The 1,972-nt window shown below is 42.4% G+C and carries 2 protein-coding genes; both read left to right on the plus strand.

Annotated features, from left to right (window positions below):
* The coding region (locus tag ABHV44_RS16085; RefSeq protein ID WP_459075739.1) for a T9SS type A sorting domain-containing protein at window positions 1-311 on the plus strand (311 nt) is incomplete at its 5' end.
* A 114-nt stretch (window positions 312-425) separates the two neighbouring features.
* Window positions 426-1,972: choice-of-anchor L domain-containing protein (locus ABHV44_RS16090; protein ID WP_459075740.1), on the plus strand; the 1,547-nt coding region annotated here is incomplete at its 3' end.

The following is a 1,972-nucleotide window of genomic DNA, read 5'->3' on the forward strand; positions in this document are numbered from 1 at the left end:
CTCTTATGGTCACTCAGGACAGCTGTCAGTTTGTTACCGATTGCTTGGAATTTCCTGTGGTTAGTGTGGAGGAATTAGATGTCAATCAGATTGAAATTTATCCTAACCCGGTTTCCGACATCCTCGAAGTCCGCGGCCCAAAAAACGGCCAAAGGGTTCTTATTTACAGCCTCTTGGGAAAGCAGATTTCAGAAATCAGTTCCAACTCGGGCACGACTAAAATTGACCTCTCAGAGCTTGCTTCTGGAATTTTTCTGCTTCGAGTCTCTGATGGTGACCATGTTTCCACTTTCAGAATTGTGAAAGAATGAGAAAGTTTTTTCAAAATAGCTCACGAGTTGGGCCACACTTCGAAATTGCTTTTAGTAAATTGATGAGCCGAGGCAAGTAATTCACTTGCTGCCAACTTAACAAAACCATGGACTATGCTTAATTCCTACAATACCAACATCCGATTTATAGAGATAATTCTGTTTGGAGTTCTTCTCTTTAACACTTCCAATTCTATGGGGCAGCTCGTGACTGATGACAGCCCTACTCCAATGGAAATTTTGGAAGGACTGTATGACGAAGGCTTGTTTGTGTATAATGTAGAATACAATGGTGAGGATTTTCAAATGGGCAGCTTCACTTGCAATGATTGTGGTATCGGCATAGAGGAAGGACTTTTAATGACAAACGGCTTACTTGATAATGCAGAAGGTCCAAATCACACTGGGGACGAATCATTTTCCGCGTTCAATCCCGAAGCTACAGAAGAAGATCTTGAAATCCTTTTTCCCGACACAACTCTAGACTTGAGTGATGTGGCCGTTATGGAATTTGATTTTAGGGTCGCGGGAGATTCAGTGTCGATCGATTATGTTTTCGCCTCTGAAGAATACCCGGAGTTTCTGGATACCAATGGACCTTTAATCACCGATCCTTTCGGAATTTTTGTAAGTGGCCCCGGTATCAACGGACAGTTTAGCAATGGAGCGAAAAACATAGCGGTAGTGCCAGGTACTGAAACACCTGTGGTGACAGCCAACTTAAACAATGGACCGAACAATGAGGGTCCATGTTTGAATTGCGAGCACTACATTGCTAATCCTATTGACCCATCGAATATCTACAGCGTCCAGTATGACGGATACTCCATTGTTTTATCTGCTGGAATAGGAAATTTGCAGGTAGGCGAAACCTATCATATGAAAATAGCTATTGCCGATGCAAATAATCAGGACTACGATTCTGGTGTGTTCTTCGCCAATAAGAGTCTTCGCTCCAATAGAAGGTTTGTAGATTTCAGGCAAGGTGATAGCAGCCTTGAGTTTTTGGTAGACTTCGTAAATGAATGCGAATCTTTAACATTAGAAATTGTTCGGCTTAATGATCTTTCAGAAGATCAGGATTTGGTCATGATATATAGTGGAATGGCTGTGATGGGCTACGATTTGAATGAATTACCTGAAGAGGCTGTTATTCCTGCAAACGAAGAATCAATCAGCATTCCTGTTCACACCTACGATTCTTATATAGACGATATGGACACTTTAACCTTTTCGGCCTTACCCTATTACGAGCCAGATGTGCAGGAGGATTTTATTTTCAATGCATACGACACTTTCATAATGACAAATCACCCTGAAATTCCAGAATTGCCCGAAAACCCTGTTTTTGAAGACACTGTGGAATTATGCAGCGGCAATAGCTACACCCTTCATCCTGATAGCTACAACTATTTTTGGTTTGATGTAAACTGGAGTATACAAGATGGCCCGGAGTTAAGCTCAAATGACTCCGTCCTCGTATCCCCCAATCAAACCACGACCTACATTTTTACAGCTGATCACCAGTGCAGCGATTTGTCGGTGGCGGACACAATCACGCTCCAATTGCCAGTTAACCTCAATGTTGAGCTCTCGCCAGATAGCAGTTCTTTGATAGCTCAGGAAGACTTTGCGCATTTCCAGTGGCTAGATTGCAATGA

Source organism: Halocola ammonii, assembly GCF_049334165.1.
Taxonomy (GTDB): Bacteria; Bacteroidota; Bacteroidia; order Flavobacteriales_D; family Sanyastnellaceae; genus JBEGHD01.